Here is a 22,581-nt window from a genome sequence, read left to right as displayed (position 1 = left end):
AGTGGTTGCGCATCTAAACTTTCCACAGGAAAATCTTAGATTCTTCATCTCCACAATATGGAACTTGCGGGTTATGATTGGTAGTTGAAATGAAAGCGCTTTATATCGAACAGGAGGTCGATCGGGTTTCATGCGATTCAAGCTGCGAAGATCATTGGCTTCACTGCTGGCGCTGCTTCTGCTGGTGCCCGGCGGCTTCGCCGCACCCGCCTTGGCGGAGGAGGGCGAAAACGTCGTCTATCATGAGACATTCGCGGATGGCATCGGCAAAACGGTCCAATCCGGCGACGCCAAACTTGAGCCCAAGACCGGCGTTTATTTCGCCGGCAACGAAGACGGCGGTGCGCTGTACGTGACAAATCGCAAGAATGCGTGGGACGCCGCGGATTATTATGTCCCGGATCCGATACAGATCGGGAACACGTACACCGTCACCGCGCTGGTCTACGCGGATCCGGCCGATATGGCAGGGCTGGACAAGCTGACGATCAGGGCTGCGGTCGTCATGCAGAACGATCAGTACCAGCAAGAGAAGTCGATCGAACTGAGCCCGGGCGTGCCGGCGACGTTGACCCACACGTTCACCGTGCCGGAGGGCGCGAAGTCGTTCCGCATCCAGACGGATGAGGCGGGCCGGACGGTTCCTTACTACATCGGCGACATCCGGTTTGTCCTGGTGAAGGAAGGAAGTTCGACCCAGCCGGGAGGCCGGGTGGTGCTTTACCAAAGCTTTGAAGACGACGATTACACCGGCTGGTCGCACAAACCCTGGGGCGGACAGGGAACGCTGGAGATTTCCGAGGAAGTCGCATCGGACGGCACCAAATCGCTGAAATTCACGAACCGAGAGAGCGCGGGCAGCCAACCGATGCTGAATCTGACCTACACGGTGAAGCCCGGCGGCATCTACGATCTTTCGCTGAAGGTGAGGCTCGGCAGCGGTTCGGGTGATTTCCACATCGCCTCCAAAATCGATTCGCCGCTGCTGGATAACATCTATCCCTGGCTGGTCGGTAACCAGGAGGTGTCGGACGAGGATTGGACGTTGTTCGAGGCCCGCGTCGAAATTCCGGCAGAAACGGAAGAAGTGCTGATCTGGATCGAGCCGGGCGAGGGCAACACGCTCACCTCGGACATCTACATCGACGAAGTGCTGATCGTCGAAGTCACGCCGCCCGCGGACGAGGAGCCGGGAGATGTCGACAAAAGCGGCCTTTTCGATGATTTCGAAAGCGGCATCGGGAACTGGGTACGGCGGTTTGCACCCGGAGAGGCCAGGACCGACGGCATCGAGGTGACGACGGAAGACAACCATACCCCGAACGGCAAACAGAGCCTGAAGACGACCGCAGAGCGGCAATATGACGGTCCGCTGCTCGACCTGCAGGGCAAGCTGGCCCGCGGTCACCAGTATGAATTCTCGGTCTGGGCGAAGATGGCCCCGGGCGAAGAGGCGACGGTCATCCGGATCAGCGTGCAATACGGCGAGAACAGCTTCGCCAACGTGTCGCCGAACGTGACGGTGACGGACCGGGAATGGGTGCAGCTCAGCGGCCGGTACACGCAGTCCGTGACGCCGGGCAGCCCGCTGAACGTCTACGTGGAAGTGGCGAACGATTACGGTGAGCCCCGCACCTTCCTGATCGACGATTTCGAGATGAAGTACATCGGTCCCGTGGCCGGCCCGAACCCGGATTTCACGCTGCCGTCGCTCAAGGACGTTTACAAGGACTACTTCCCGATCGGCACCATCATGAATCCGGGCAACTTCGACGACGAAGTCCGTTCGAAGATGCTCAAGCACCACTTCGCGATGCTGACCGCGGAGAACTTGATGAAGCCGGAGTACGCCTACAGGCCGGGTACCCGGGAATTCGACCTGACCGACGAGATCAGGCTGGCCGAGCAGGCGATCGCGAACGGCTTCAAGGTGCACGGCCACGTGCTGGTCTGGCATGCGCAGTCGCCGAACTGGCTGCACACGCAGGTGGACGCGAACGGCAATCCGCTCAGGGATGAGAACGGCAACGTCCTCTACCTGAGCCGGGAAGAAGCGCTGGACAATCTCCGCACCCACATCCGGACCGTCGTCGAGACGATCGGCGAGCGGGTCGTGTCCTGGGACGTCGTGAACGAGGCGATGAACGACAATCCGCCCAATCCCGAGGATTGGCGGGCTTCGCTGCGCCGGTCGGGCTGGTATTACGCGATCGGTCCCGACTTCATCTACGAAGCGTTCAAGGCCGCACGCGAAGTGATTGACCGGCATGGCTGGAACATCGAACTGTATTACAACGACTACAACGACGACAACCAGAACAAGGCGCGGGCCATCGCCAACATGGTCAAGGAGCTCAACGAGCGGTATGCCGAAGAGACGGGAACCGACAGGAAACTGATCGACGGCGTCGGCATGCAGTCGCACTACAACCTGAACACGAATCCGGAAAACGTGCGCGCCTCCATCGAGCGTTTCATCTCGATCGGCGTGAAGATCGGCATCACCGAGCTGGATGTCATGGCCGGAGACAACGGCACGCTGACCGAAGATCAGGCGATCCGGCAAGGCCAGCTGTACGCGCAGCTGTTCAAGCTGTACAAGGAATACGCCGACCATATCACGCGCGTCACGTTCTGGGGCGTGGACGATGGCACGAGTTGGCGTTCGGAGAACGCCCCGCTGCTGTTCGACAGCCGGTTCCAGGCGAAGCCGGCCTATTACGCCGTCATCGATCCGGACGGGTTCCTCGAGGAGCATCCGCCCAGGGAAAAAAAATACGAGAAAGGAACCGCCGCCTACGGCACTCCCGTCGTGGACGGCGAGGAGGACGAGGTATGGAGCCGGGCGGAAGAACTGCCGATCATCAAATATCAGACGGCGCATAACGGCGCGAAAGGTACAGCCCGGGTGCTCTGGGACGATCAAAACCTGTATGTCCTGTTCAAGGTTCAGGATACCGAGCTGGACAAGGCGAGCGTCAATCCGTGGGAGCAGGATTCGGTCGAGGTCTTCCTCGACGAGACGAACAGCAAGGATCCGTTCTACGGACCGGGCGTCGGCCAGTATCGCGTCAACTACGAAAATGAAGCGACGTTCAATCCGGAAGGCATCGCCGAAGGATTCGAATCCGCGGTGGTGGTGGACGGCACGAACTATACCGTCGAGATGAAGATTCCGTTCCGAATCATCACGCCGGCGAACGGCCATCTCATCGGATTCGACGCGCAGATCAACGACGCGAAGGACGGCAGCCGCCAGAGCGTGGCGATCTGGAACGACACGACGGGCCAGGGCTGGCAGGATCCGTCCGTGTTCGGCGTGCTGGAATTGACCGGCAAGCCGGCAGTCGTGATTTTGCCTCCGCCGTCTTCCGCTCCGCAGCCGTCCGTATCGGACGACGGCGTCGTGAGCGTCAAGCCGGTCGTCGAGAACGGGCGGGCGAAGGCGAGCCTCACGGAAGACACGTTGGCCCGTGCGCTGGAAAACGCGGCGCCGGATGCGGGCGGAAGCAGAATCATCGTGATCGACCTTGCGGCGGAAGGTGCCGATGCCGTCGAAGTCGGGCTGCCGCGGTCGGTCCTGGACGGTGACGAACCGTACGTGATCCGGCTGAAGACGCCGCTCGGCGCGATCGACCTGCCGTCGAACATGCTGGCCGGCATCGCGGAAGGGGCCGGGACGGTCACGATTGCGATCGAGCGGGTCGATGCCGACGATCTGGACGAAGGCGTGCGCCATGCGATCGGCGGCCGGCCGGTGATCAGCCTGAATGTCCTCGCGGACGGCGAGGCGGTCGCGTGGAACAACCCGGACGCGCCGGTAACGGTGTCCATCCCGTACGAACCGGCGGACGAGGAGCTCGCCCATCCGGACCGGATCGTCATCTGGTACATCGACGGGGAAGGCCGCGCGACGGCCGTGCCGAACGGCCGCTATGACGCCGATTCGGGTGCCGTCGTGTTCCGCACGACCCACTTCAGCGTCTACGCGGTCGTCTACGCGGACGTGAAGTTCGGCGACATCATCGCAAGCGCGCCCTGGGCGGTGCAGGCGATCGAAGCGATGGAGGCCCGCGGCATCCTCGCCGTGTCCGCCGACCCCCGGTGGCCGTACGAGCCGATCGGCCGGGCGGAATTCGCCGCCGCCCTCGTCCGGCTGCTGGAACTGCGCGCCGCCGATGAAGGCGCAAGTCTGTTCGCCGATGTGCCGGCATCGCACCAATACGCCGCGGAATTGAGGATCGCGAAACAGCTCGGCATCATCCGCGGCGACGGGAAAGACCGGTTCCGTCCGGACGCGCCGCTCATCCGCCAGGATATGATGGTGATGGTTGACCGGGCGCTGGCGGCCGCGGGCAGGCCGCTTCCGGCGGGAGGTTCCCTCGCCGGATTCCCCGACGCCGGCAATGTGGCCGGCTACGCGCGGAGCAGCGCGGAGAAGCTCACGGCGGCCGGGATCGTGATCGGCTCGCGCGGTCAGCTGGTCCCCGCAAAACCGCTGACGCGCGCGCAGGCGGCCGTCGTCCTGCACCGGATCTGGTCGCTCTGAGGATCAAACCAATCGGGGCCGTCCCCCTCGCAGCCGCGGGCTGCCGGGAAACGGCCCCTTCCTTCTCATGCTACTTCTTCACGATCGGAATCCATACTTCGCAGCGGTAATCGGGCGCGGACGAATCGCCGTCCAGGTACACCTCCAGTTCGGGTCCGTGAGCATGCTCGTAGTTCGTCGCCGGGAACCATTCCTGGAAGATGCGCCGGATCGTGTCCTGAATGGAACCCGGCAGCGGGCCGACCGACGTGAACACGGCCCAGGTTTGCGCCGGCACCGTGTACCCGGTCCATTCGTCCCCTGCAAGTTCCGGTCCGCCTTCGACGGCGATCATGTACGTCAAATCTTCGCTGCCGGGCGCGATCGGCAGGCAGACGCCCATCGCCATCTTGCCCGCGAGCGACTCGAGGCGCGGGATCCAGCCATCCGCATAACCGGAATTCCAGAATGCCGGAATTGCCCTGAAATTCTCGCCTTCCTGCAGCGTCGTGTGCAGCACCTTCCCGACGACGTGAAAGGCCTCCCGTTCGACAATCCGATAATCCATCGCATGAACTCCTTTCAATGATAATTGGAATTCCATGCGGGGAAAAGCCTTCAGCCGGACGCCGGGGTTGCGCGCTTCCGACGGCGATACGCCGTGCAGCCGGCGAAACGCCTTGGCGAACGACTCGGGCGAATCGTATCCGTACTTGAGCGCGACATCGACGACCCGGGTTGCGGTCGACGCCAGTTCCTGCGCCGCCAGCGTAAGACGTCTGCGCCGGATATACTCCGTCACCGTAAGCCCGGTCACCATATGGAAGAGCCGGTGAAAGTGAAACGCCGACGACCAGGCCGCACGGGCCGCTTCCTCGATGTTCACTTCATCCTCCAGATGGCGCTCGATGTAGTCCAGCGCCCTGTTCATCCGCTCCAGCCATTCCATCCGCATCGTCCTCCTGCTTCCCAACTTAGCATGAGAGGCCGCAAAGCCGCCTGTTCAGGCTTGCTCTCCGATGACAGATGGCGGCAAAGTCTGCGGCGGCGCACCGGCCGGGCGCCGACGGCGCGGCGGCGATCGCCGGCATGCCGGATCAGGCGAAGAACGCCTCGAGCTGCTCCTTCACCCGGTCGCGCGAGTTCGCGACGACCGTGACGCGGCGCGGTTTGCCGAACAGCGCTTGGATCGGCTCCGGATAGACCTGCGTGATGTTCCGCAGCCGGATCGCCTCGTCGAATTTGGCGGGGTGGGCCGTGGACAGCGCGATCGTGACCTCACCCGCTTCCGCGCGCCGGTCCGCGGCCGCGACGCCGCAGGCGGTGTGCGGATCGAGCAGGTAGCCGTACGCTTCGTAATAGCGGGCGATCGTGTCGAGGCATTCGTCGTTCGACACGCTGTACGCGGTGAAGTCGCCCCGCGCCCGGCGCAGCACGTCCGCCGGGACTTCAATCCGGCCTTCGGCCTTGAACCGCTCCATCAGCGAAGCGACCGTGCCGGCATCGCCGTCATGCAGGTCATGGAGATAGCGCTCGAAGTTGCTTGCCACCTGGATGTCCATCGAAGGGCTGTACGTGCCGCGGAACTCGCCGGGCTGATAGACGCCGCTCCCGAAGAAGCGGGCGAGGATGTCGTTCTCGTTCGTCGCGAGGATGAGCTTGCCGACCGGAAGGCCCATCCGCTTCGCGAGGTAGCCGGCGTAGATGTCGCCGAAGTTGCCGGTCGGCACGCTGAAATTGACCGGCCCTTCGTGGCCCTGCTCCGCCAGCCGGAAGTACGCGTAGAAGTAGTACACCGTCTGCGCGAGGATGCGGGCGATGTTGATCGAGTTGATCGCGCGCAGGTGATGCCGGCGCTTGAACGGAACATCCGCGAACAGCTCCTTGATGATGCGCTGGCAGTCGTCGAACGTGCCCTCGACGGCGAGATTCAGCACGTTGTCGTCCTGCACCGTCGTCATTTGCAGTTCCTGCACGCGGCTGACCCTGTTGTGCGGGTGAAGGATGCAGATCTTGATGCCTTTCTTGCCTCGCACCCCCTCGATCGCGGAGGCGCCGGTATCCCCGGACGTCGCGCCGAGGATGTGGATGACGGAACCGGTCCTGTCCGCGACGTATTCGTACAGGTTGCCGAGGAACTGCAGCGCCACGTCCTTGAACGCGAACGTCGGGCCGTGGAACAGTTCGAGCACGTGCAGGTCATCGCGCAGCTTCACGACCGGCGTGACGCGCGGATCACGGAACGTCGCGTAGCTGGCGTCGACGAGCCGTTTCAGCTCGTCCCGCGGGATGTCCTCCTCCATGAACAGCGCCAGAATCTCCAGCGCCAATGCGGTGTAGGGCAGCTTCTTCCACGCTTCCAGCGTGTCCGCCCGGACCTGCGGCAGCCGCTCCGGCACGAGCAGTCCGCCGTCGTCCGCCAGCCCCATCAGGATGGCGTCGGTGAATCCGATCGGGGCGACCCCGCCCCGGGTGCTGATGTACTTCATATCGCACTCCCTGTCGCATGCGCTTGATGTGAAGCGGCGTCCGGACCGGGCCGCTTCCTCCATGCCCCCTATTGTACATCAGGTTGCCCGTCCGGTCGACTCCTCGCGTTCGGACGGTTACGGCGGCAAGGTTTGCACGCTGTGCCATGCTGCGGCATGCGGCCGAGGAAGAGGGGCAGATATCCGCCGGACGTCCGCGGAAGGCGGGAGAGCGCCGGCAGGGCGGGCAAAACGCGCATTTTTTGCGGATCATCGATTATCGAAACCGGCGGGCTTGGGGTAAAATATAGAGGGTTATGCAATTGATGGGGAGTGGAAAAACCATGGCGAACGACGAACTGATCCTGACACCTGAGGGTTACAGACAACTAGAAGAAGAGCTCCGCGAGCTGAAGGGACCGAAGCGGAAGGCGCTCGCCGAGCGGCTCAAGGTGGCGATCAGTTACGGAGACCTCCGCGAGAACAGCGAATATCATTCCGCCAAGGAAGAGCAGGCGTTCATGGAGACGCGCATCAAGCAGCTTGAGCGGATGCTGCGGACGGCCAAGGTGGTCAATCCCGAAGAGAACCGGGACGGCACGATCCAGATCGGCTCGACCGTCCTCGTGCATGACCTCGAGTTCGACGAGAAGATCGAATACCGGATCGTCAGCCCGGCGGAGGCGAACGTCAACGAGAACAAAATCTCCTACGAGAGCCCGCTCGGCAAGGAGCTGCTCGGCAAGAAGGCCGGCGATACGGTGAACGTGAGCGCTCCGATGGGTGTCATCCAGTACAAGGTGCTCGAAGTCAAGGGCTGAACGAGGCTCCATCGCAGCGAGCCGTTGCGTGCCCTGCGGCGGCAGTACGGGTTCGGGAATCCGGTTCGCCGTCTGCGCGGGGCCGGTGCGCCGCGGCCGTCCGTTCACGCATGCTCCGTCGGCCCGCGCTGCCGCCCGGTTCGGCCCGGCGGCGCCGGCGAGGGCATCGACGCGGGCCGTCACGGCCGCAGGATCACCTTGATGCAATGCTGCTTCCGCTTCGCGAATATTTCATACCCCTCTTTCGCTTCCGAGAGCGGCATCACGTGGGTCACGATGTCTGCCGGATCGAGGCGGCCCTGCGCCATCAGGTCGTAGACGACGGGCATGTAGCGGACGGCCGGTGCGAGGCCGCCTTTTAGCGTCACGTTGCGGGAATAGATGTCCCCGTAGGGGAAGCCGTTGTAACGCATCCCGTACAGGCCCGTGACCTGGATCACCCCGCCCTTGCGCACCGCCTGCACGGCGGTGCTGAGCGCGCTCAGCGAGCCGCCCTGGATCTTCAGCATCGTCTCCACGTATTCGAGGGGCGTCATTTTGGCCTCCATGCCGACGCAGTCGATGACGATGTCCGCGCCTCCCCCCGTCATCTCCTTGATCAGGTATCCCGTCTCCTTCGGCGATTCGAATTTCACCGTGTCCACCCGGTTCGTCCGCCTCGCGTGATCCAGCCGGTAATCGACCGCCTCGACCGCGATCACGCGCTCCGCGCCCATCAGCCAGCACATTTTCTGTGTCGCCAGCCCGATCGGACCGCAGCCGAGCACGACGACGGTAACGCCCGGCTTCACGCCCGCGTTCTCCGCGCTCCAGTACGCCGTCGGGAGCACGTCGGAGATCAGGACGAGCCGTTCGTCGGTCAGCTCGCAGTCTTCGGGTACGCGGAACGGCAGGTAATTGCCGTAGGGCACGCGCAAATATTCGGCCTGTGCGCCGGGGAAGCCTCCGCCCTCCTCGGAGAAGCCGAACACGGCGCCGACCTCGGCGTTCTCGTTCGCATTGTCGCATTGGCTCTCCAGTCCGTGCCGGCAGTAGAAGCATTCGCCGCAGCTCACGTTGAACGGGATGACGACCCGATCGCCCTTTTTCACGTGTCGGACCTCCGGTCCGACCTCCTCGACGATGCCGAGCGGCTCGTGGCCGAGCACGAAATCCTTCGGAAGGTCCGGGACCATGCCGCTCACGAGATGAAGGTCCGAGCCGCAGATGCCGCTCGCCGTCAGCCGGACGATGACGTCGTCGGGCCGTTCGATGCGCGGTTCGGGGACTTCCTTCACTTCAATGGTGCGGACGCCCTGGTACGTGACGGCTTTCATGTGCAAAGCATCCCCCCGCCTCAGTCGGTGTGGGTTCGCCTGCCGGTAGGTTGTCCAATCGCATCCATGTTATACCGGGGGCGTCCGCGGACTCTCCGGTCAGCCGGCCGGCATGGCGGCGGGCGGATGATGGACGGGCTCGCCGCGTACATGCGGGCTTCGGACACCGGATCGGATTTCGGGCGGACTTGATTCGCCGGCGGGCTCCCGTCGGGAGCCGGTGCGTTCAGGGAACGGAACGCGGCGGTCTTCCGGATGGACGCGTTCCGCCCGTATCCGGACGGGCACCGGCCAATGCGCGCCGCCGGCGATGCGGCGCTTACGGGTTGGGCCAGTCCCGCTCCGCGAACCGCTTCACGATTCCGATGACCGTCCGGGCGGACTGCTCCATGACATCGACGGACACATATTCGTAAGGACCGTGGAAGTTCTCGCCGCCGGTGAACAGGTTCGGCGTCGGCAGCCCCATCCAGGAGAGCTGGGACCCGTCGGTGCCGCCGCGGATCGGCCGGATGACCGGTTCGATGCCGAGCTCGCGCATCGCGTCTTCGGCGATGTCGACGATCGCGCGCACCGGCTCGATTTTGTCCCGCATGTTGTAGTACTGGTCTTTCATCTCGATCCGGATCCGGTCCTTGCCGTAGACCGCCTGCAGTTCGGCGGCGATGCGGGCGAGGAACGCCTTCCGGTCCTCGAATTTGTCCCGGTCGAAGTCGCGGATGATGTACTGGAGCCGGGCGCGCCCGACGTCGCCTTCGAACCGGACGAGATGGTAGAAGCCTTCGCGTTCCTCCGTGTGCTCGGGCGCTTCCGCGGCGGGCAGCTTCGCGTGAAGCTCCATCGCGATTTTCGCGGCATGGATCATTTTGCCCTTGGCGGTGCCGGGATGGACGCTCTTGCCGATGATTTCGATATCCGCCTGCGCGGCGTTGAAACTCTCGTACTGCAGCTCGCCGGACGGGCCGCCGTCGACGGTGTAGGCCGCCCAGGCGCCGAACCGGGCGATGTCGAACCGGTGCGGGCCGCGGCCGATCTCCTCGTCGGGCGTGAAGGCGACGCGCACGGTGCCGCGCGGGATGTCCGGATGCCGGACGAGATCATGCATCGCGGTCATGATGATTGCAATGCCGGCCTTGTTGTCCGCGCCGAGCAGCGTCGTGCCGTCGGTCGTGACGAGCGTGTGGCCGCGGTACCGTTCGAGTTCGGGAAATTCGTCCGGCGACAGCACGATCCCCCGCTCCTCGTTCAGTACGATGTCGCCGCCCGCGTACGGATCGACGATCCGGGGCTTCACGCCCGCGCCGGTGAAGTCGGGGGACGTGTCGAGATGGGCGAGGAAGCCGATGACCGGCACATGGCGGTCCGTGTTGCCCGGCAGCGTGGCCATGACATAGCCGTTCTCGTCCATGGACGCGTCGGCCAGGCCGATCGCCTTGAGCTCTTCGACCAGCATGCGGCCGAGCTCGAGCTGGCCGGGGGTCGAGGGACAGCCCGGGTTTTCGGGGTCGGACCGGGTGTCCACCTGCACGTAACGTACGAGGCGCTCGATGAGCTCCTGTTTCATCGCGGCATCGCTCCCGTGGAAAGGATTATTGGGTTATTATAGGCATTCGTCCGGGCCGGCCGCAACCGGCGGGGCCGCGCGGCGGGAGCGGGGGACGTGTCCGCCGTGAAGCGGCGAAGGACCTTACGGTTCCCCGCCCCTTCGGTTATAATGGGAAAAGCTGCAGACCGGCGGTGCCTTCACCGCGCGCATGAAGGCGCACGTGAAGGCCGTTCGGCCGACGGACTGCCCGGCACCGCCGCCTGCGCCGTGGGGGCGAAGGCCGGGAACAGAATCTTCCCTATATGCATGGCGGAGGTGCGGCGGGAATGGAGCGGATGAGCCCGGCCGGCGCGGACCGGCCCATGGACCGGAAGGCAGAACCGGACATTCTCATCATGACGGCGGTGGAAGCGGAGCGGGAAGCGGTACTGCGCGGCCTCGCGGGCTGTCCGCGGGCGGAGGTGCGGATCGCCGGTGTCGGCCCGGCTTCGGCGGCCGCGCGGACCGCGGCGGCCCTCGCCCGCGGCGGATGGCGCCTCGTCGTCAGCGCGGGCCTGGGCGGCGGATTCACCGGCGCCGCCGGCATCGGCGATCTCGTGCTGGCCGATGTGATCGCGGCCGCCGATCTCGGCGCCGAGACGCCGAACGGTTTCCTGACGGTGGACGAGCTTGGGTTCGGCGCGTCGCGCATCGCGGCCGACCCGGATTGGACGGAGCGGCTTGCGCGGCGGATCGAAGCGGCCGGCCTGCCGCTGCGCCGCGGCCCGGTGCTGACCGTCTCGACCGCGGCGGGAACGGCCGCCACGGCGGCCGAGCGCGCGCGCCGCGTGCCCGGTGCCGCCGCCGAAGCGATGGAGGGTTTCGGCGTGGCATCGGCGGCCGCCGATGCGGGCGTGCCGGTCGTCGAGCTGCGCGCCGTATCGAACGCGGTCGGTCCGCGCGATCGCGCCGCATGGCGCATTCCCGAGGCGCTTGCCGCGCTGGAGGCGGCGTTCGCCGCCGCGAAGGAGGTTTTCGGGAACTGATGGATACGTTGCGCATCGCCTATTCGCCGTGTCCGAACGACACGTTCGTGTTCCATGCGCTGGCGCACGGTCTCGTGCCGGGAGCGCCGAAGCTCGACGTGACGTATGCGGACGTCGACAGGACGAACCGTTACGCGGCCGAGTCCGAGGCATTCGATGTGCTGAAAATATCCTTCGCCGCCCTGCCCTGGGTGCTCGACCGGTACGCCCTGCTGCCGTGCGGCGGCGCGCTCGGCCGCGGCTGCGGCCCGCTCGTGCTGACGGCGCGTCCGGCCGGTCCGGAAGCGCTCGCGGGCAAGCGGGTGGCCGTGCCGAGCGACCGGTCGACGGCGTACCTGCTGTTCCGGCTGTGGGCGGCCCGGCATGTGCCGGGCGGCGTCGGCGAGATCGTCGTCATGCCGTTCCATCGCATCATGCCCGCCGTCCGGGACGGCGAGATCGACGCCGGCCTCGTCATCCACGAGGCGCGCTTCACGTACCACGAATACGGGCTGTCCCTCGTCGAGGATATGGGCCGCTGGTGGGAAGAGGACACGGGGCTGCCGATACCGCTCGGCGCCATCGTGGCGCGGCGGTCGCTGGACCGGGAGCGCATCGCGTCCTGGATCCGCGCCTCCGTCGAATATGCCTGGGCGCACCCGGAGGCGTCGCGCGAATACGTGCTGCGCCATGCGCAGGAGATGAAGCCCGAGGTGGCGCAGGCCCACATCGATCTGTACGTGAACCGGTTCACGGCGGATCTCGGAGAGGAAGGCTACGCGGCGGTCGAAGCGCTGCTCGGCCGCGCCGTGCAAGAAGGGCTCGTGCCCCCGTTCGATTTGGCGGCGTTGCGCTGCGGGTAGCGGTTCGGGCGTTCGCCGGGGCCCGGTATGCCCGGCATATGCCGAGTCCCGGGATTCCCCCATTGGTGAAGCTCCGGTACCCGGCATGTTGGAACAAGCGAACCATTTGCGTTTGTCGGATTCCGGCGTCGGGTCCGAATCAGGCGCAAAAATTTCGCTTATTTTTTTTGGTTACGGGGAATATCGGGGCTGCGCGGAAGAATAGAAGAAGTCTTTGCGCTTATTTTTGATTCCGGCGCCGGACCGGACGAAACAGGGGCAAACCGTTCGCATGCCGCGACGCATCCGCACCGCGGGCCCGGCCCGCGCGCCCGTCCGCGTCCGTCCGATCGCCCGCCGCACGAAGTCCGGCCGGAGCGCCGCCGTCGCCGGCCGGGCTGGCAACGATTCACGCGGTTAAAATGCGTCCGGGCGGGGAAGTTAAGCGCGAAAGGAGGCGGCGGACATGGCGAGGAGAGGCAGAAGAAGGCCCGTCGTTCCCGGAGCCGGACCGGCGCTGGACGCGCTGAAGGCGGACGTGATGCGGCGCGAAGGCTGGGCGGTCAATCCGGCCCGGCCGGACGACGTGAAATACGAGATCGCGCGCTCGATCGGCGTTCCGCTTCAGCCGGGCGCGGGCGGCGAATTGCGCACCGGGGAGGCGGGAAAAATCGGCGGACGCATCGGCGGCCCGATGGTGCGCGAGATGATCCGCATGGCGCAGGAACGGCTGGCCGGACAGACGCCGCGCATGTGACGGATACAGGACGGGTGCCCCGGACGGGGCCCTTTTTTTATTTATCGGGGTGATTGCATCATTTTATCGGGCGGGATGTGCCGCTCCGACAGCTAGCATGTTAAAATAATTGACGCAAGAGGAGGGTGGAGCGATGCGTTTGCTTGTATTGAAGCATTTTTCGTTTGATGATGCGTCAGTTATTTTGACATGGGCAAGGGAGCGGGGCTGTCCCGTAGAACGGTTCGAGCCTCCGTCCGGTCTGCCGTTTCCACCGCCCGACAGCTTCGACCTGCTCGTCATCCTCGGCGGCCCGATGAGCGTCACCGAAGAAGACAGGCATCCTTGGCTGAAGACGGAGAAGGCGTTCCTGCGGGAAGCGATCCGGTGCGGCAAACGGGTGCTCGCCATCTGCCTCGGCGCGCAAATGCTGGCGGAGGTGCTCGGGGGCCGGGTGTACCGGAACCGGGAGAAGGAGATCGGCTGGCATCCGGTGCGCCGGACGGAGGCCCGCCACCCGCTGCTCGGCGGGCTGCCGGAGGTGTTCTGGACGTTCCATTGGCACGGCGACACGTTCGACCTGCCGGAGGGCGCGGTGCATCTGGCCTACTCGGACGCCACCCGAAACCAGGCGTTCGCCTGGGGCGACCGGCTGCTCGGCCTGCAGTTCCATCTCGAGACGACGCCGGAATGCATGAAGACGATGACGGAAGCCTGGGCCGGCGAGCTGGTGCCGGGCCGGTGGATCGAATCGGCCGGGGAGATCCTCGGGAAGGCGTCCCGCTGCGCCGATTCGGCATTGTACCTGCGCGGGATTCTGGACAGGATTCTCGCGGCGCACGCGGAGGAACGCGCGGCGGGGTGACGCCGCGCGCGGCCGGCCGGTTGCGGCGTTCCGCGGACGGCGGAAACGGAGCGCGGCCGGCCGGTTGAGGCGGGCGCGCCGGTCTATTCCGCAAAAGCCGACACCGCAAATACGGCGGGCGAGTTCCAGTAGATCGCCACTTCGTTGCCGGCGTAGCTGTCCCGGTGGTCGACGTAGCATTGCGCCGGCGGTTTGCCCTGCAGTTCCGCGCGCATGCGCTCGTCCTGCAGGCCGGCGTTCGGTCCGCCCGCGACGAAGCCGGGAACCGGATCGTCGATGCCGTCCGCGACGCCCGGGCGGTAATGCGGATCCCGGCACGACCGCTCGCCGTAACCGGTCACAAAGCTGATGCCGAGCACATTGCGGCCCAGCAGATAATGGATCTGGTCGAGCGCCGCCGCGCGCCAGGCCTCGTTTCCGAGCAGCCGGTCGGCGATCAGGAGCAGCATCGCGTCGTTCATGACGAGCATGTTGCTGCCCCAGACGTATTCGTGCCGCTCCAGCGATACCCGGTAGCCGGAGGCGTCGACGAGCCCGGCGATCCGGTCCGCCTCGGCGCGAAGCCCCTCCAGCAGCTCGTCGTACAGCGCGGCGTCGGCCCGGTCCCGGCCGTTCATGAGGTAGGCGGCCGTGCCGTAGCCGCCCATGTCGGCCCAGCCGAGCGCGAACCGGTCGAAATCCTCCCGCGCCAGCCGCCGGAACGCCTCGTGATACGCCGCCTCGCCGGTCGCGCGGTACAGTTCGGCCGCTGCCCAGTACCGCTCGTCGCGGTCGCCCCGCCGGTCGCCGTACTCGCCCGTGGAGACGCCGGGCGGATTCCTGAATCCGGGAGCGTCCGGATGCCGCTCGAGCCAGTCCCACGCCCGGCGCGCCGCCGCGAGGCAGCGGTCGGCATAGGCGGGATCGAACGGCCGCAGGACGCGGGAAGCGAGCGCCATGACCGCCGCGAAATCGGCCGTCGCCGTCGGCGAAACCGGCATGACGTAGAGGTCGCCGTCGTCCTCCTCCGCCTTCCGGTTCAGCGGGGGAAAGCCGAGCGTCGTCAGCTTGTGGTGCACGCCGCCCGTCGCTTCGTCCTGCATGTTGAAAAGGAAATCGAGCTCGTACCGGCATTCGTGCAGCACATCCGGCATGCGCCCGTCCGTCTCCGGAATCGGCACGGGCTCGCGGAACGCGCCGGGGAAGCATTCGTACGCGAGCAGCAGGTCGGCGACCGCCTTTGCGGCGGGCACCGTATATTTGCCGTAGTCGCCCGCGTCGTGCCAGCCGCCCCGGCCGTCGATCCGGCGCTCGGGATCGCCGTATACGACGGCGGGCTTCAAGTGGCAGGCGCCGCGCGACCACGGTCCGGCGATTTCGGGCACAAGGTCCATGCCGCAGCGGAAATGGTAGAAGGCTTTGAGCAGGCCGCGGTGCAGCTCGTGGTAAGGGCGATCGGAAATGTCGAACGCCGCGGACGATGCCCCGTCCATTTCGATCCGGTAGCGGCCGGGCGCGGTCAGTGCCGTGAAGTCGCCGTGCGCCACGCTGACGCCGCTGTCCGGGTCGTGTCGGGCCTCGCCCGTGCGGCCGGTGTAGACGGTCTCGCCGGTCGCGGCGTCGACGACCCGGAATTCACCGGCCTTCGTGAAGCAGGCCGTCTTCGCCGCCCGCGCGGGGTACCCGATCTGGTTGACGGCGATGGGGCAGATGTCATGAGCCAACAGCGATCGCTCCCTTCCCTTCCGTCCGCCCGGCGTGCGATAATGGAAGCGGAGATGCGCTCCGTCGAGATTGTCGCGGACACAACCGGCGGACGTTTTTTCGAAAGCGCGTACATACCGGTTGTTCTCATGATTATAGGCGGTTCCGTGGGTTCGGGAGTATCAGACGGGCAACTTCTTCTGTCACGGAATCAACCTGTTCGGAGGGATTGGCGCGCATGTCCGTGATCGAGTTCACCGCGCTTCCGCTGCCCCATTACATCTGCGCGGGTTACAGCGTTGCCGGACCGGGCCGGAAGCATCCCGAGCGGTACGCGATCGGCGAGTTCGATCTGCTGGTCGTCGCGCAAGGCTGTCTGTACATCGGGGAGGAAGATCGGCATTACGAAGTATCGGAGGGCCATGCGCTCATCCTGCGGCCGGATCTGCACCATTATCCGACGGCCGGCTGCCGGGAGAAGACGATCTCGTACTGGCTGCATTTCCATACGGCGGGGTCGTGGCGGATGGCGGACGACGAGGACGGGGAGGACGGGAGCCGGCCGGACGACCAGCCGGCGCCGGGCCGCACGTTCCGGATGCAGACGTTCCGGATCCGCGTGCCGCAGTTCAGCCGCCTTGCGCACCCGGCGAAGATGTACGAGGTGCTGCGGCAGCTCGTCGCGCTCGAGCGCGATTCCCACCTGCACTGGGTGCGCTGGGAGCAGCAGCTCCTGTTCCAGCAGGTGCTCATGATGCTCGCCGCCGGCGACCGCGCCCGCCTGCCGCGCCCGGGCGCCGTGGTGGCGGACCAGGCCGCGTCGTACCTGCGCCAGCACTACCGCGAGAAGCTGACGGCCAGGGATCTCGGCGAGGCGCTCAATTTCCACCCGGTCTACATCGCGCGATGCATGAAGCGGCAGTTCGGCTGCTCGCCGATGGAGTATCTGATGCATTACCGGCTGGAGCAGGCGAAACTGCTGCTGCTCCAGACCGACCTGCCGGTCGGCCAGATCGCGCAGGAAGTCGGGTTCCGGCAGCCCGCCTATTTCACCGCCTGCTTCGTGAAGCATGAAGGGGTGACGCCCAGCGAATATCGCCGGCGGTTCCTGCAGCATCCCGGCGGCGCGGAGGGGGCGCATCCGAAGCCGGCCGTGCAGGCCGCATCGGAAGGCGGGCATTGAGATGGAGAGACGCTGACGCGACGGGAGGCGGCCGCGGAAAGCGTCGCATGGCATGCAGCCGGCGACCCTGCAGCACCATCGGCGGGAGTACGGCTCGAGGCAACGGGCTTCCCATCCGGGGAGCCGGCAATCTGCACGAGGAGGAATCGGAGCATGAAACAGGTGGTGGCCCTGGTCGGCGACTATTGGCACGCGGAAGACATGATCCGGGAAGCGCTGGACAAAGCGGCGGAGGCGGCCGGCGGCATCGCGCTCGCCTACGTGGAGCACGGCGAACTGAAGGACCGGCTGTCGGAAGGGCCGGACGCGGTCGTGCTGTTCAAGCAGAATCCGCTGAACGCGCCGGACGAGCCGTTTGTGCCGTGGATGACCCCGGAGATCGAAGAGGCGATTGTCCGGTATGTGGAAGGCGGCGGGCGCTGGCTGGCCTGGCACACGGGAACGGCCGGCTACGACCGGGACGGCGCCTACGTGAAGATGCTGCGCGGCCGGTTCCTGCACCATCCGCCGATGGGCGAGGTCACGTATGTCCGCGCGTCGGACGGCGCCGAGGTGATGACGCTGTACGACGAACATTACTTTGTCGAGGTCGACGAGGCGGGGACGAACGTGTTCCTCCGGTCGCGTTCGGCGGCCGGCGAATCGATGGCCGGCTGGGAGCATGCGTGCGGGCGGGGCAGGGTGTGCTGCCTGACGCCCGCCCACGCGCGCGAGGCACTGCTCGATCCGCGGTTTCAGGCGCTGCTCGCGGAGCGGCTGCGGTGGCTGCTGGCCTAAGGAACGGGTCTCATCCCGACATTGACGATCTAGGATTAATTACCTATACTTGAGGTGCGCAAGTCCTACCTGCGATCAGGGCAACCTGCGCGAAAGCGCAAGGACGCAAAGCTACAGGGGCTAATCGGCGGAAGCGGCCGTCCGCTCGGGCGGCGTCCGCCGAATGCCAGCCAGCTGCCGACAAGGAAGGAGGGCGCTCGGGATGGAAACCGCACAACCGCGGATCGCATCCGGGCATGCGGCCGCCCGCGGGGCCGGGGGGAACGCCGCCGATTCGCATCCGGCGGAAGAAGACGGCGCCGGGAGTCCGCGCCCGGCCGGGGGTGAAGCCGGCGGGGCGATCCGCGCGGGAGCCGTGCATCGCCTGGTGATCGCCAGCTACGCGAAGTTCAAGGGATCGGGCCCTCCCGGGCGTGCGGAAGGGATGCCGCCCGCGCTGCTGATCGGCGCCCATCTGGACGTCCGGGTGTGAGGCGGAGCCGAACCGGATCCGGGCGCGAGACCGCGAGAGGCGGCCGGCGGGAGCACGCTGCCAACCGCCCCCGGGCCTCCAGGCCGCTGAAAACCGTTGACAATTCTTCGAACGTCATGATACTGTACGTTTTAAAGATTCGAAATCAAGGTACGGAAAGGAGCTGCGGACAATGAAGGGACAACGCATGGAACACCTCCTCCTTGCGCCAACCGGAGGCCATCTGCATATTGTCCGCGGCTGTTTCGTGCCGGTTCGGGCCCGCCGTCCGCGTCCGGCCGGTTGAATCGTTCGGGGAAGCACGCCGCGGAAGGGGCGCGGCGTGCACCCATATGCGCACCCATATCGGGACAACGGGAGCACATCGCGGCTACTGCGGTGTGCGTTTTGTTTTTGCGGCAAGCAACAGAGGGGAGATACAGGCATGCTGGCGGTGCTTCGAAAACTCGGCTGGTTCTTCAGACAGGAAAGAAAACGCTATCTCATCGCCCTTCCGCTGATGGTCGTATCCGGTCTCATCGAGGTGCTGCCGCCGATGATGGTCGGGGACGCGATCGACGCGATCTATCAGGGCACGATGACCTGGCGCAGCCTGACGATGACGCTCGCCGCGCTGCTGGCGATGACGGTCGTCATTTACCTCATTTCCTTCACCTGGCACTACAACCTGTTCGGCGGCTCGTTCGTCGTGGAGCGGATGCTCCGTTCGCGGCTGATGCGGCATTTTCTGAAAATGACCCCGTCGTTCTTCAACCGGAACCGCACGGGCGACCTGATGGCGCGCGCGACGAACGACCTGAACGCGGTCAGCCTGACGACCGGCTTCGGCATGCTGACGCTGATGGACTCGACGCTGTGGATGGCGCTCCTGCTCGTCATGATGACCGTGTTCGTCTCGTGGAAGCTGACGCTGGCGGCGGTGCTGCCGCTGCCGCTCATGGCCGTGCTGGTCGGCAGGTACGGCGGCTGGATCCACGACCGGTTCACCGCGGCGCAGGACGCGTTCGGCGACATGAACGAGCGCGTGCTCGAGACGATCTCCGGCATCCGCGTCATCCGCGCGTATGTGCAGGAGCGGGCGGCGGAGCGTCAGTTTGCGGAGGTCACGGAGGACGTGTACCGGAAAAATCTCTCCGTCGTGCGGATTGAGGCGCTGTTCGAGCCCACGGTCCGCATCTTCGTCGGCGCGAGCTACCTGATCGGGCTCGGCTACGGCGCCTGGCTCGTCTTCCGCAACGAGCTGACGATCGGCGGGCTCGTCACCTTCAACGTCTACCTCGGCATGCTGATCTGGCCGATGTTCGCGGTCGGCGAGATGATCAACGTCATGCAGCGCGGCAACGCGTCGCTCGACCGGGTGAACGAGACGCTGAACGACAGGCCGGACGTGCCGGACGTGCCGAACGCGGCGGAGGCCGGAGAGGCCGCGGACGCACCGGAGAAGCCGGGCGACATCGTCTTCCGGAACGTGACGTTCCGGTATCCGGGATCTCCGGTCGACAGCCTGCGGAACGTCAGCCTCACGCTGCCGCGCGGCGGCACGCTCGGCGTCGTCGGGCGGACCGGCGCCGGCAAGACGACGCTGATCCGGCAGCTCCTGCGCGAATATCCGCCGGGAGAGGGCGAGATTACGATCGGCGGCGTGCCGATCGAGCGGATCCCGACCGACCGGCTCAAGTCGTGGTTCGGCTATGTGCCGCAGGAGCAGTTCCTGTTCTCGCGGTCGGTGCGCGACAACATCCTGTTCGCGCGCGACGAAGCGGGCGAGGAGGAACTGTGGCGCGCGATCGAGGCGGCCGCGCTGAAGAAGGATCTGGAATTTTTTCCGAACGGCCTGGACACGCTCGTCGGCGAGCGGGGCGTCGCGCTGTCCGGCGGGCAGAAGCAGCGCGTCGCGATCGCGCGGGCGCTCGTCCGCGACCCGGAGATTCTGATGCTCGACGACGCGCTGTCCGCGGTGGACGCGCGGACGGAGGCGGAGATCATCGCGAACATCCGGCGCGAGCGGAGGGGCAAGACGACGATCATCGTCACGCACCGGCTGTCCGCCGTCCAGCACGCGGACCGGATCATCGTGCTCGACGACGGGCGGATCGTCGAGGAGGGCACGCACGAGGAGCTGCTCGCGCTCGGCGGCTGGTACAAGAAGCAATACGAACGGCAGCAGATGGAAGAGGCCGTCGGATTGGAAGCGGGTGATCGCGGATGAGCGCGGAAGACTTTTTCCAGCAGGATCTGGACATCGACCGCAGGTCGGCCGGCAAGCGCGCGACGGTCCGGCGGCTCGTGCGCTACGCGATGCTGCACAAATGGCAACTGCTGATCGCGATTGCCATGCTGGCGGTCGCGGTCGGCACGAACCTGGCCGGCCCGTTCGTGGCGAAGCGGCTGATCGACGTGCACATTTCGGGCATCGAACAGCCCTGGTACGAAGCTTCCGGTCCCGACGCCTGGACCGTGGAGTACGGCGGCAGGCTGTACAAGCGGGCCGACCATTTCGCGGAAGGCGAGGCGCGGGGCGGCGAAGTCCGCATTCTGCAGATCGGAAGGGACTACTATTTCATCCCGCAGGCGATTGCCTTCGACGGCATGCGCTCGGTGGACGCGGAAGGCCGGGTCGTGATCGGGAAGGACGGGCGGACGGCGGTCTATCCGGCGGAACGGATCACCGAGGAGGACATCTTCCGCTTCTACCGTCCCGAGGTGGACGGCATGGTGCGGCTCTGCCTGTTCTATTTCGGGCTGACGGTGCTGTCGGCATTCTTCGCGTACGGGCAGCGCTACTGGCTGCAGGCGGCGGCGAACCGGATCATCTTCCGGATGCGGAACGACGTGTTCGCCCAGGTGAACCGGCTGCCGGTCCGCTTCTTCGACAATCTGCCGGCCGGCAAGATCGTCTCCCGCATCACGAATGACACGGAAGCGATCCGCGAGCTGTACGTGACGGTGCTGGCGAACTTTTTCACCGGCGGCGTGAACATGGCGGGCATCCTCTTCGCGATGTTCCTGCTCGATGCGCGGCTTGCGGCGATCTGCCTCGTCATCGTGCCGATTCTCGCGGCCTGGATCTGGATCTACGGCCGGTTCGCCCGGCGGTACAACCGCGTGATCCGCGCGACGCTGAGCGAAATCAACGGCCGGATCAACGAGGCGATCCAGGGGATGTCCGTCATCCGGGCGTTCCGGCGCGAGAAGAAGATCGAAGAGGAGTTCGAAGCGTACAACCTCCGGAACTTCGTCTACAAGAACAAACTGCTCACCCTGAACTCGCTGACCTCCTGGAACCTGGTCGGCGTCATCCGGAACCTCGCCTACGTGGCGGTGATCTGGTATTTCGGCGCGGAGCGGCTGACGGGTCCGGAGGCGGTCGTGTCGCTCGGCGTGCTGTACGCGTTCGTCGATTACCTGAACCGGCTGTTCGACCCGATCGTGAACATCGTGAACCAGCTGCCGAATCTCGAGACGGCGCTCGTGTCGGCGGAGCGGGTGTTCGTCCTGCTCGACGAGCCGGGCGAGGACGTGTCGGACGAGCGGAGGCCGCGCTTTGGCGGCGACGTCGAATTCCGCGACGTCTGGTTCTCGTACAAGGAAGGCGAGCCGGTGCTGAAGGGCATCTCGTTCTCGGTGAAGCGGGGGCAGACGGTCGCGCTCGTCGGCCATACCGGCTCGGGCAAGAGCTCGATCGTGAGCCTGCTCTTCCGCTTCTATGACCCGGACAGCGGCAGCATCACGATCGACGGCGTCGACATCCGGAACATTCCGCGCCAGGCGCTGCGCGCGCACATGGGCATCGTGCTGCAGGATCCGTTCCTGTTCACCGGCACGGTCCTGTCGAACATCACGATGGGCGATCCGCGGATTACGCGGGAGCGGGCCGCGCGGGCGCTGGCCGAGGTCGGCGGCGAACGGATGCTTCGGACCCTGCCGCGCGGCATCGACGAGCCGGTGCTGGAGCGGGGGAGCACGCTGTCGGCCGGACAGCGGCAGCTCATTTCGTTCGCCCGCGCGCTGGCGTTCGACCCGGCGATCCTCATCCTGGACGAGGCGACGGCGAACATCGACACGGAGACGGAGGCGATCATCCAGGACGCGCTGGAAGTCGTGAAGAAAGGGCGCACGACGTTCATCGTCGCGCACCGGCTGTCGACGATCCGGAACGCCGATCTCATCCTCGTGCTCGACCGCGGCGTCATCGTCGAACGCGGGAACCACGAGTCGCTGATGGCGCAGCGCGGCAGATACTGGCAGATGTATCGGACGCAGCACGGCGAGGCGCAGGCCGCGGACTCCGCGGCGGGCGCCGAACCGCTGAAAACGTGAACATGCAGGGGAACCCCGGG

16 protein-coding genes and 1 riboswitch are annotated in these 22,581 nt (G+C 65.8%); of the genes, 11 read left to right on the top strand and 5 right to left on the bottom strand.

What is annotated here, in order from left to right; genetic code table 11:
• The first annotated feature begins 130 nt into the window (after nucleotides 1-130).
• Nucleotides 131-4,549, top strand: a complete 4,419-nt coding sequence (locus A9Z00_RS01330) for an endo-1,4-beta-xylanase (protein ID WP_296973539.1) — start codon at nucleotides 131-133, stop codon at nucleotides 4,547-4,549.
• A gap of 70 nt (nucleotides 4,550-4,619) precedes the next feature.
• Here the strand turns inward: A9Z00_RS01330 and A9Z00_RS01325 are convergent, their stop codons facing one another.
• On the bottom strand, nucleotides 4,620-5,477 hold the full coding sequence (locus A9Z00_RS01325; protein ID WP_296973538.1) for an AraC family transcriptional regulator: 858 nt from the start codon (nucleotides 5,475-5,477) through the stop codon (nucleotides 4,620-4,622).
• Nucleotides 5,478-5,625: 148 nt separating this feature from the next.
• On the bottom strand, nucleotides 5,626-7,017 hold the full coding sequence (thrC, locus tag A9Z00_RS01320) for a threonine synthase (protein WP_296973537.1): 1,392 nt from the start codon (nucleotides 7,015-7,017) through the stop codon (nucleotides 5,626-5,628).
• Between the two features lie 323 nt (nucleotides 7,018-7,340).
• Between thrC and greA the strand changes: the two genes are divergently transcribed.
• Nucleotides 7,341-7,817, top strand: a complete 477-nt coding sequence (gene greA, locus A9Z00_RS01315) for a transcription elongation factor GreA (protein ID WP_296973534.1) — start codon at nucleotides 7,341-7,343, stop codon at nucleotides 7,815-7,817.
• A 179-nt stretch (nucleotides 7,818-7,996) separates the two neighbouring features.
• Here greA and A9Z00_RS01310 read toward each other — a convergent pair whose 3' ends face one another.
• Both A9Z00_RS01310 and pepT read right to left on the bottom strand, forming a co-directional pair.
• Entirely contained in the window at nucleotides 7,997-9,133 is a 1,137-nt protein-coding gene (locus A9Z00_RS01310; protein WP_296973533.1) for a zinc-dependent alcohol dehydrogenase, read from the bottom strand.
• A gap of 319 nt (nucleotides 9,134-9,452) precedes the next feature.
• Nucleotides 9,453-10,697, bottom strand: a complete 1,245-nt coding sequence (pepT, locus tag A9Z00_RS01305; protein WP_296973531.1) for a peptidase T — start codon at nucleotides 10,695-10,697, stop codon at nucleotides 9,453-9,455.
• A 308-nt stretch (nucleotides 10,698-11,005) separates the two neighbouring features.
• Here pepT and A9Z00_RS01300 point away from each other — a divergent pair, with 308 nt between their 5' ends.
• The 4 genes from A9Z00_RS01300 to A9Z00_RS01285 all read left to right on the top strand — a co-directional run bounded on the left by A9Z00_RS01300 (nucleotide 11,006) and on the right by A9Z00_RS01285 (nucleotide 14,126).
• The gene (locus A9Z00_RS01300; RefSeq protein ID WP_483316246.1) at nucleotides 11,006-11,704 is read left to right on the top strand and encodes a futalosine hydrolase; all 699 of its coding nucleotides are present in this window, start codon (nucleotides 11,006-11,008) and stop codon (nucleotides 11,702-11,704) included.
• Between the two features lie 8 nt (nucleotides 11,705-11,712).
• Nucleotides 11,713-12,546 carry a 1,4-dihydroxy-6-naphtoate synthase gene (locus tag A9Z00_RS01295; RefSeq protein ID WP_296973640.1) on the top strand — a complete coding sequence of 278 codons (834 nt, stop codon included), beginning with the start codon at nucleotides 11,713-11,715 and terminating at the stop codon, nucleotides 12,544-12,546.
• A gap of 445 nt (nucleotides 12,547-12,991) precedes the next feature.
• The gene (locus A9Z00_RS01290) at nucleotides 12,992-13,282 is read left to right on the top strand and encodes an alpha/beta-type small acid-soluble spore protein (RefSeq protein WP_296973529.1); all 291 of its coding nucleotides are present in this window, start codon (nucleotides 12,992-12,994) and stop codon (nucleotides 13,280-13,282) included.
• Nucleotides 13,283-13,415: 133 nt separating this feature from the next.
• Nucleotides 13,416-14,126, top strand: a complete 711-nt coding sequence (locus A9Z00_RS01285) for a type 1 glutamine amidotransferase (protein ID WP_296973527.1) — start codon at nucleotides 13,416-13,418, stop codon at nucleotides 14,124-14,126.
• A gap of 83 nt (nucleotides 14,127-14,209) precedes the next feature.
• On the opposite strand, the gene A9Z00_RS01280 is transcribed toward A9Z00_RS01285, so the two are convergent.
• A complete protein-coding gene (locus tag A9Z00_RS01280) occupies nucleotides 14,210-15,829 on the bottom strand; it encodes a glycoside hydrolase family 9 protein (protein WP_296973526.1) in 1,620 nt (539 codons plus the stop codon).
• Nucleotides 15,830-16,047: 218 nt separating this feature from the next.
• Between A9Z00_RS01280 and A9Z00_RS01275 the strand changes: the two genes are divergently transcribed.
• The 5 genes from A9Z00_RS01275 to A9Z00_RS01255 all read left to right on the top strand — a co-directional run bounded on the left by A9Z00_RS01275 (nucleotide 16,048) and on the right by A9Z00_RS01255 (nucleotide 22,561).
• Nucleotides 16,048-16,992, top strand: a complete 945-nt coding sequence (locus A9Z00_RS01275) for a helix-turn-helix transcriptional regulator (protein ID WP_296973525.1) — start codon at nucleotides 16,048-16,050, stop codon at nucleotides 16,990-16,992.
• Between the two features lie 153 nt (nucleotides 16,993-17,145).
• Complete coding sequence (locus A9Z00_RS01270; protein WP_296973524.1) at nucleotides 17,146-17,769, top strand: ThuA domain-containing protein; 624 nt, start codon at nucleotides 17,146-17,148, stop codon at nucleotides 17,767-17,769.
• Nucleotides 17,770-17,838: 69 nt separating this feature from the next.
• Nucleotides 17,839-17,951: riboswitch (cyclic di-GMP riboswitch) on the top strand.
• Nucleotides 17,952-17,971: 20 nt separating this feature from the next.
• Nucleotides 17,972-18,241, top strand: coding sequence for a hypothetical protein (locus A9Z00_RS01265; protein WP_296973521.1), 270 nt, complete (start codon nucleotides 17,972-17,974; stop codon nucleotides 18,239-18,241).
• Between the two features lie 424 nt (nucleotides 18,242-18,665).
• Nucleotides 18,666-20,450, top strand: a complete 1,785-nt coding sequence (locus A9Z00_RS01260; protein ID WP_296973519.1) for an ABC transporter ATP-binding protein — start codon at nucleotides 18,666-18,668, stop codon at nucleotides 20,448-20,450.
• Nucleotides 20,447-22,561 (top strand): ABC transporter ATP-binding protein, encoded by a 2,115-nt coding sequence (locus tag A9Z00_RS01255; protein ID WP_296973517.1) that lies wholly within the window; start codon nucleotides 20,447-20,449, stop codon nucleotides 22,559-22,561. Before A9Z00_RS01260 ends, A9Z00_RS01255 begins: the two co-directional genes overlap by 4 nt.
• The last annotated feature ends 20 nt before the right edge of the window (nucleotides 22,562-22,581 follow it).

This window comes from Thermobacillus sp. ZCTH02-B1, assembly GCF_002159085.1.
In the GTDB taxonomy this organism is placed as follows: Bacteria; Bacillota; Bacilli; order Paenibacillales; family Paenibacillaceae; genus Thermobacillus.
This window is presented reverse-complemented; position numbering and strand designations above follow the sequence as displayed.

Excerpts from the sequence above, each read along its gene's own strand:
- A9Z00_RS01325 (WP_296973538.1), bottom strand. The coding sequence starts at position 5,477 with ATGGAATGGCTGGAGCGGATGAACAGGGCGCTGGACTACATCGAGCGC.
- A9Z00_RS01255 (WP_296973517.1), top strand. The coding sequence starts at position 20,447 with ATGAGCGCGGAAGACTTTTTCCAGCAGGATCTGGACATCGACCGCAGG.
- A9Z00_RS01265 (WP_296973521.1), top strand. The coding sequence starts at position 17,972 with ATGGAAACCGCACAACCGCGGATCGCATCCGGGCATGCGGCCGCCCGC.
- thrC (WP_296973537.1), bottom strand. The coding sequence starts at position 7,017 with ATGAAGTACATCAGCACCCGGGGCGGGGTCGCCCCGATCGGATTCACC.
- greA (WP_296973534.1), top strand. The coding sequence starts at position 7,341 with ATGGCGAACGACGAACTGATCCTGACACCTGAGGGTTACAGACAACTA.
- A9Z00_RS01275 (WP_296973525.1), top strand. The coding sequence starts at position 16,048 with ATGTCCGTGATCGAGTTCACCGCGCTTCCGCTGCCCCATTACATCTGC.
- A9Z00_RS01330 (WP_296973539.1), top strand. The coding sequence starts at position 131 with ATGCGATTCAAGCTGCGAAGATCATTGGCTTCACTGCTGGCGCTGCTT.
- pepT (WP_296973531.1), bottom strand. The coding sequence starts at position 10,697 with ATGAAACAGGAGCTCATCGAGCGCCTCGTACGTTACGTGCAGGTGGAC.
- A9Z00_RS01270 (WP_296973524.1), top strand. The coding sequence starts at position 17,146 with ATGAAACAGGTGGTGGCCCTGGTCGGCGACTATTGGCACGCGGAAGAC.
- A9Z00_RS01285 (WP_296973527.1), top strand. The coding sequence starts at position 13,416 with ATGCGTTTGCTTGTATTGAAGCATTTTTCGTTTGATGATGCGTCAGTT.
- A9Z00_RS01290 (WP_296973529.1), top strand. The coding sequence starts at position 12,992 with ATGGCGAGGAGAGGCAGAAGAAGGCCCGTCGTTCCCGGAGCCGGACCG.
- A9Z00_RS01310 (WP_296973533.1), bottom strand. The coding sequence starts at position 9,133 with ATGAAAGCCGTCACGTACCAGGGCGTCCGCACCATTGAAGTGAAGGAA.
- A9Z00_RS01300 (WP_483316246.1), top strand. The coding sequence starts at position 11,006 with ATGGAGCGGATGAGCCCGGCCGGCGCGGACCGGCCCATGGACCGGAAG.
- A9Z00_RS01260 (WP_296973519.1), top strand. The coding sequence starts at position 18,666 with ATGCTGGCGGTGCTTCGAAAACTCGGCTGGTTCTTCAGACAGGAAAGA.